The organism is Desulfosarcina cetonica JCM 12296 (genome assembly GCF_001311845.1).
In the GTDB taxonomy this organism is placed as follows: Bacteria; Desulfobacterota; Desulfobacteria; order Desulfobacterales; family Desulfosarcinaceae; genus Desulfosarcina; species Desulfosarcina cetonica.
Window position 1 is genome coordinate 1 of record NZ_BBCC01000262.1, and the last position, 7,077, is coordinate 7,077.

9 protein-coding genes and 1 pseudogene are annotated in these 7,077 nt (G+C 58.7%); 4 read left to right on the top strand and 6 right to left on the bottom strand.

The genetic code is table 11. The features are described 5' to 3' along the window. The coding region (locus JCM12296_RS46410; protein ID WP_157068062.1) for an ATP-dependent DNA helicase at nucleotides 1–627 on the top strand (627 nt) is incomplete at its 5' end. Further along, a complete protein-coding gene (locus JCM12296_RS46415) occupies nucleotides 627–1,022 on the top strand; it encodes an ATP-binding domain-containing protein (RefSeq protein ID WP_157068063.1) in 396 nt (131 codons plus the stop codon). The genes JCM12296_RS46410 and JCM12296_RS46415, both read left to right, overlap by 1 nt. Before the next feature lie 137 nt (nucleotides 1,023–1,159). On the opposite strand, the gene JCM12296_RS31200 is transcribed toward JCM12296_RS46415, so the two are convergent. After that, nucleotides 1,160–1,627, bottom strand: a complete 468-nt coding sequence (locus JCM12296_RS31200) for a DUF1178 family protein (RefSeq protein WP_083456692.1) — start codon at nucleotides 1,625–1,627, stop codon at nucleotides 1,160–1,162. 160 nt (nucleotides 1,628–1,787) lie between these two features. Here JCM12296_RS31200 and JCM12296_RS31205 point away from each other — a divergent pair, with 160 nt between their 5' ends. Next, on the top strand, nucleotides 1,788–2,453 hold the full coding sequence (locus JCM12296_RS31205) for a TIGR04211 family SH3 domain-containing protein (RefSeq protein WP_054701267.1): 666 nt from the start codon (nucleotides 1,788–1,790) through the stop codon (nucleotides 2,451–2,453). 59 nt (nucleotides 2,454–2,512) lie between these two features. Continuing rightward, a pseudogene (gene nadB / locus JCM12296_RS31210) lies at nucleotides 2,513–4,100 on the top strand (L-aspartate oxidase). A 168-nt stretch (nucleotides 4,101–4,268) separates the two neighbouring features. Here nadB and JCM12296_RS31215 read toward each other — a convergent pair. The 5 genes from JCM12296_RS31215 to JCM12296_RS42835 form a co-directional block, all read right to left on the bottom strand. Then, nucleotides 4,269–4,547: an addiction module antidote protein gene (locus JCM12296_RS31215; RefSeq protein WP_054701270.1), complete on the bottom strand. Its 279-nt coding sequence runs from the start codon at nucleotides 4,545–4,547 to the stop codon at nucleotides 4,269–4,271. A gap of 3 nt (nucleotides 4,548–4,550) precedes the next feature. After that, nucleotides 4,551–4,850 carry a type II toxin-antitoxin system RelE/ParE family toxin gene (locus tag JCM12296_RS31220; protein WP_054701273.1) on the bottom strand — a complete coding sequence of 100 codons (300 nt, stop codon included), beginning with the start codon at nucleotides 4,848–4,850 and terminating at the stop codon, nucleotides 4,551–4,553. A gap of 179 nt (nucleotides 4,851–5,029) precedes the next feature. Continuing rightward, on the bottom strand, nucleotides 5,030–5,431 hold the full coding sequence (locus JCM12296_RS31225) for a type II toxin-antitoxin system VapC family toxin (protein WP_054701275.1): 402 nt from the start codon (nucleotides 5,429–5,431) through the stop codon (nucleotides 5,030–5,032). Beyond that, entirely contained in the window at nucleotides 5,428–5,721 is a 294-nt protein-coding gene (locus JCM12296_RS31230; protein ID WP_213184062.1) for an AbrB/MazE/SpoVT family DNA-binding domain-containing protein, read from the bottom strand. The genes JCM12296_RS31225 and JCM12296_RS31230 overlap by 4 nt, the downstream gene beginning before the upstream one ends. A gap of 99 nt (nucleotides 5,722–5,820) precedes the next feature. Next, the coding region (locus tag JCM12296_RS42835; protein WP_218188378.1) for a substrate-binding domain-containing protein at nucleotides 5,821–7,077 on the bottom strand (1,257 nt) is incomplete at its 5' end.

A 7,077-nucleotide genomic window follows, 5' to 3' on the forward strand; every position in this document is an offset into this window, starting at 1 on the left:
GGCAGGCCGGCGGCCACCCTGCACAAGTCCCTGGGCTACAACCTCGCCGACGGCCATTTCGAGCGCACCGAGGACGACCCGCTGATCGGCGATGCAGTGATCATTGATGAAGCCTCCATGGTCGATACCCTGCTCATGGCCCACCTGATCCGCGCCGTGCCGCTCACCGCATCCCTGATCCTGGTGGGGGACGTCTTCCAGCTACCGTCGGTGGGACCGGGAAACGTGCTGGCGGATCTGATTCGTTCCGATTGCGTGGCCACCTTCGAGCTGACCGAAATCTTCCGTCAGGCCGAGCAGAGTCCCATCGTGCTCAACGCCCATCGGGTGCGCCGCGGCGAGCCGCCCGTGATCGAACCGCCGGGCGATCCGGACGTCCTCTCCGAATTTTATTTCGTGGAGCAGGCCGATCCCGAAAAGGTGGTGCAAACCGTGGTGACGCTCTGCGCGCGGCAAATTCCCGATCATTTCCGGCTGAACCCCATCCGCGAGATCCAGGTCCTGACCCCCATGCACCGCGGGCTGGTGGGCACCTTGAATCTCAATCGGATCCTGCAGCAAACCCTCAACCCCGATGGCACGCAAGTGGAGGTGATGGTACCCGCTTCAAGGTGGGCGACAAAGTGATGCACCTGCGCAACAACTACCGCAAGGAGGTGTTCAACGGCGACATCGGCATCGTGCATGGCATCGATCTGGAACGCGGTTGCGCCGAGGTGGATTACGAGGGACGCCGCGTGCCCTATGATTTCCTCGAACTGGACGAACTGGCCCTGGCCTACGCCATCAGCGTGCACAAGTCCCAGGGATCCGAATATCCGGCGGTGGTGGTGCCGCTGATCACCCAGCACTACATCATGCTGCAGCGCAACCTGCTTTACACGGCCCTGACCCGCGGCAAGCAGCTGGTGGTCATTGTCGGCACGGCAAAAGCGCTCCACGTGGCCCTGCGCAACGACCATCCGCGGCAGCGCCGCTCCATGTTGGCTCGGCGGCTCAAGATGAATATCTATAGTATTTAAGATAATGTTTTTGGCAAGGCCAGAGGGAGGAAGCTGTATAAACCATACCGCGACGACCGATAACGCGGCCCAAAAACATTATCTTGAATGCTATAAACGGAACGGATTTGATGGGGTGGGGAAAAATTCAGGCCGGGCTACTCGGCGTCCGTATCCGAGCTGTCATCCGAAGCGCCTGGGGCGTCGGGGGTGTCCGGAGCGTCGGCGGGCATGGGGATCTTGACGAAATCGATACCTTCGGCCTTGAGGGTCGCCTCCTCCTGGGGCGTGCTGACGCCGCGAATGTTGCGCGGTTCGGTGACGCCGTAGTGCATTTTCAGCGCTTCGGTGGCAAACTCGGTCCCGACATTGTCGAAATTCTTTTCCACGAAGTTGACAATCTGCCGCTCCAGGGCGGCCAGGGCGATTTTCTCACGCATCTCCCGGGGAAGGCTTCCGGAAGATGATTTGATCGCAAACGTCGAGGGGATTTTGGCAACGGCGGTATCGTCGCAGACCGGACAGCAGACCAAACCTTGTTCCTGCTGTCGATCAAACGCGGCGCTGTCTTCAAACCACCCTTCAAAGCGGTGACCGTTGCTGCATTGTAGGTCGTATGCGATCATTGCACCTTCACCTGCCTGTTTCTGTTGAACTTTTCTGATTATCACAGGGCATTTTTTTTGAAAAGAAATTATTGACAGATGGTTTTTTTTCAACTCAAAATGGGTGCATTTTTTTCCGGCGACGGAAACAACCCCAATCCAAATGGAGTGTATCGTTGTGATGAAAACCATCAAAGCATGCTTCTGGCTGGTGCTGGCGGGCCTCTTGCTTTTGCCGGCCATAAGTAGCGCCCAGACCGTCTATGTATCCGAAAACTTCGAAATCACCCTACGTACCGGACCGGGAACGGACCGCAAGATCATCGCCCTCGTCCAAAGCGGAAACCCCCTGCAGATGCTTGAAAAGGGCAATGACTGGTCCCGGGTAAGAGAGCCCGACGGCAAGGAAGGCTGGGTGCTCAGCCGCTACCTGACCACCAGCCGTCCCTGTTCCATGGCCCTGGAGCGGGTGCGGCGGGACTATGATGCGTTGACGGCCCAGCACAACGAACTGAAAACGAAATTCGACCAGCTCGATTCGGAAAAAAAAGTCAGCGATGCCGATCTCTCCCAGAGCCAGCAGGAACGCGATGCGCTGAGCGCGGCTTACGAAACCCTGAAGAAGGACTCTTCGGAATTTCTCAAGCTGCAGAAGCGCTACCAAGAGACCACAACCGCACTGCAGGCCGAGAAAACCCGCAGCGCCAAGCTGGAAGATGAGAACTTGGAGATGAAGCGCAACCGCATCACCCAGTGGGTATTGACCGGTGGCGGCATCATGCTGGTGGGGTTTTTCATCGGCCTGTTCAGCTCCAGCCGGCGCAAACAACGCTCGTCACTTTACTGAGAAACAACATGGACACACAAACAAACTTCTTGATTATCGGCAGCGGCGTCGCCGGTCTGATGTACGCCCTCAAGGTGGCCGATCACGGGACCGTTGCCATCGTCACCAAAAAAGAGGCGGTGGACAGCAACACCAATCTGGCCCAGGGGGGCATCGCCTCGGTTTTCGACATCGGGGATTCTTTCGACCTGCATATTCAGGATACCCTCGACTCCGGGGATGGCATCTGCAACCCGGATGTGGTGCGCCAGGTGGTCACCGGCGGCCCCGAGCGCATCCGGGAGCTGAATGCCCTGGGTGTCAGCTTCAACGCCGATGATGCGGCGCCGGCGGAAAACGGCAGTCCCCCCTTCGATCTGGCGCGAGGGCGGCCACTCGCGCAACCGCATCGTACACGCCCAGGACATGACCGGCCGGGAGGTCGAGCGGGCGCTGTTGGAACGGGCCCGGCAACACAAGAACATCCGATTCTACGAAAACCACATCGCCATCGACCTGATCACCTTCTCCACGCGCATCAAGCGCGGGATGGTGACCACCACCCATGAGGATTACTGCTGCGGCGCCTATGTGCTCGACCGGAAAAGCCGACGGGTTCGGACCTTTGGCGCCGGCATCACCCTTCTGGCCACCGGCGGTACGGGCAAGGTCTACCTGTACACGAGCAACCCGGACATCGCCACCGGCGACGGCATCGCCATGGCCTACCGAGCCGGCGCCACCGTGGCCAACCTCGAGTTCGTCCAGTTCCACCCCACCTGCCTCTATCACCCGGCAGCCAAGAATTTTCTCATTTCCGAGGCGGTGCGCGGCGAGGGCGGGCGCCTTATCGACGGCGACGGCAACCCCTTCATGCAGCGCTACGATCCCAAGAAAGATCTGGCCTGCCGGGACGTGGTGGCCCGGGCCATCGACACCGAACTCAAGCGCAGCGGCCAGGACAGCGTCTTCCTGGACATCTCCCACAAACCGGCGGACTTCGTCACCGGCCGGTTTCCCAACCTGTACGAAAAATGTCTCTCCTTCGGCATCGACATGACCCGCGAACCGGTCCCCGTGGTGCCGGCGGCCCACTACATGTGCGGCGGCGTGGCCACGGACATGTCCGGCCGCACCGATATCAACCGGCTCTTTGCCGTGGGGGAAACCGCCTGCACGGGCCTGCACGGCGCCAACCGCCTGGCCAGCAATTCCCTGTTGGAAGCCCTGGTCTATGCCGACGCGGCCGCGCGCCAATCCATCCAGGATCTGGCCACGGCAAACAAGATCACCCCGCCCGAGGTGCCGGACTGGGACGACGTGGGCACAACCGACAGCGATGAGCAGATCATGGTTGCCCACAACTGGGACGAAATCCGGCGTCTGATGTGGAACTACGTGGGCATCGTGCGCTCGGACAAACGCTTGGCCCGCGCCCAGCGGCGCATCGACAACATCCAGAAGGAAATCCAGGAGTACTACTGGAACTTCAAGGTCTCACCCGATCTCATCGAACTGCGTAACATCGCCACCGTGGCCGAGCTGATCATCAAATGCGCCGACCACCGCAAGGAGAGCCGCGGCCTGCATTACAATATCGGCTATCCGCAAAAAGACGATCACCGCTGGAAGAAGGATACGGTGATTCGGCGGCAGATAGTAGGGTGAAAGAGGTGGGTAGGGGGTTAGGCCGTAGGTGTTTAGGGCGGGCGGAATGCTGCCGTTTTGATTTTGTCGCGGTTAAGAACCGCTCCTACAAGGGCACCGCATTGGTCGGGGGGCTTGTGGCGGGATAATGGGCCTCTATCGTTTATGGTGAAGCCATTTGTTTATGAATCACCCCACCAACAACCGACACCCGAGCGCTTTGGTCACCTTGCTGATGGTTTCGAATCTCGGGTTTCCACCTTCCGACAGGGATTTGTAGAGGCTCGCCCGAGTCACGCCCGCCTTTTTCGCGACCTCTGTCATCCCCATTGCCCGAGCCGCCGTGCTCAGTGCGTGGATGAAATCGGATTCGTCTCCGGTAGCCGCCACCTCGTTCAGGAAGTCTCGGATTTCATCCGTCGACGTGAGGTGCTCGGCGATATCGAATGTTTTTAGTTTTACAGCCATGATTCAATCCTCAAGTGCCTTCAAGATAGCGGTCGCGGTTTCGATATCCTTGGATTGCGTGGACTTTTTGCCGCCCGCCAGCAGGATGACAATCGTTTTCGCCTTCAAGGTGTAATAGATTCGTATTCCTGGGCCAGAGAAAAACCGCAGCTCGAACAGATCCTGTCCGATCTGCTTGAAGTCTCCAAAGTTTCCGTTTTCAATCCGGTTGAGCCTGGCGAGAATTTTGATCCTCACCGATGAGTCCTTTAGCCTGGAAAACCATTTATCGAATTGCTCGGTGCTTTGGAGTTCGTATTTCATAGAATACATGTATCCCGTAGGAGACATCCTGTCAATAAATAAGTGTAACACTACCCATTACAGGGACTGTAGGCGTATAGGGAGGATGGCATCCTGTCTGATGCTGTCGCGGTTAAGAACCGCTCCTACGAGGGCACCGTTTTTATGGTGGTTCAAGGGAAAGGACTCAGGAAAGGCTATTACGCGGTCAGCAATCGGGCGGATTTCCCTTGCGATTTCAGGATGGCTACGGCTTGTTTGTCGAAGGAGACAAATTCATCGGCACCCAGCCAACTACCCTCATAGGCGATGATACCATCCGCAAAATCGCCACCCGCCTCCAGGAAGGATAGCCCGGCTTCAACGGCGGGTCTGTTCATGGCTACATTGGTGCTGTCCATCAGATGTTGAATTGCCGCGGCAATCTCGGTGATGGATCTCTGGTAGCCGCGTCGCATCACCCAAACAAACTCGCAAAGCACGGAAAGTGGAACGGCGATCAGGTCGGCTCCGGTTAGTGCTGCCGTTGCTGTGCGAGCCTGTTCCCGATCATCCTGAACCGCAGCCCTCACCAGCACATTGGTATCGACGGTAATCTTCATTTTTCCCCAGACCACCCCTGGCTGGCGATCTCAGCCAAATCATCAAGGCTCAAAACCGGTCCGTCTTCCTTTGCAAGGCAACCGATAAAATCCGTGATGGCGCCTCTGGGTTCGGCCGCTCTCACCATGATTCGGCCATGGGGTAATTTCTCGACTTCGATCTTCTGTTTCGGCCCCACCCCAAGATGGGCAAGAATATCCTGACGTAAGGTAACTTGGCCTTTGGCGGTTATTTTTAGTGTGGTCATGGCAGCCCTCACTATATTGATGACAAATTTATAGTAAGGCAATTTTTCCTTACAATCAAGCCAAATAGAAAATACAGGTTTAAAAGATCCACACCCATGCGGCCCAGGTGTTGGGTCAGGTGCGACCGGATGGGGCTTTTGCTAGTCGTCTCGGTCTGGCATGGCATCAGCCCTTTCGGGTGGGACGACCGATGTGGATGGCATCCTGAGGGCAACTGTCCAGGCAGTCGCCGCAGTTGGTGCAGTTGTCTCGGCCGGCCGCGTGCCCATATGGCAGACCCGCAGGCACTTGCCGCAATCATTACAGGCCGACGTTTTGTAGATCTTGAATAGGGAGATGCCCTTGATGGCATCCAGGAGGCCGCCGGTGGGGCAGGCAAAACGGCACCAGGCGCCGGCCACCAGGAAACCGATGACGAGCATTCCCAAAACGATGCCGGTGCGTACCAACCAGACGGTGTTGGCATGCTCGAAAGTGAGGCGAACGGAAGCGAAGAATTCGCCCACGCGGATCGGGATGGCCTCGCGGGGCTGGCCCAGGCCCAGCCAGACGGCCAGCACGCCGGCCAGGGCCAGATACTTGCCCCACGGCAACAGCCGCGTGGCCCAATTTCTCACGCGCAGCTTCAGCGGGGCCAGTTCGGCGGAAAGCTGCACCACCAAGCCGCCCGGGCAGGCCCAACCGCAAAAGGCACGGCCGAAAAGCAGGACGGAAACCGGCAAGAGCAGCCAGAAGCCCCAGAACATGGAGAAAAGCCGCCCGTGGCAGGTGAGCACCGGGCAGTTCTGGCAACTGACATAGGGCACGATGAACGGGCAACGGAAGATGCCGTAGAAGGACCACTGGCCCATGACCACCAGCATGGCCGTCTGGGTCAACCGCCGCCACACGGTCAGGCGCCGACTGCCTGCTTTGGTTGGGGACGCAGCGGCACCAGCAGTATTGATGGAAGCAGTTGTATCAGACATCGACCACCCCCAATTTCTCCACCAGCCGCTGCCTTCGGCGGAAATGGCGGGAATGAATCCGGCATTCTCAAAGTACTGTTGCCCTTCGGCGGAGCGGATGAAGTCCACGTAAGCGTCTGCCAAATCCCGATCGGGCGCCGTTTTCATCACCCCGATGGTAAAGGTCAAGGGCGGCGGCGGGAAGTATTCGGCCGGGATGGGCAGGATCTCGGTTTTGTCCTTGAACAGCGGCATGCGCGTCAGACGGTACTCGACCACGGCAACATCCCCCTCGCCCTCCACCAGGGACTGCATGGTACGCTGCACGCAAGTACCCGCCAGTACCGTGTTCTTTGTGGCGGCCGCCAGCACGCCGGCCTTCTTCATGAGCGCCGTGGCGGCCTGGCCGCCGGGCGGAGAAGCCTCCGGGGCCTGGATCACGCGCACCCC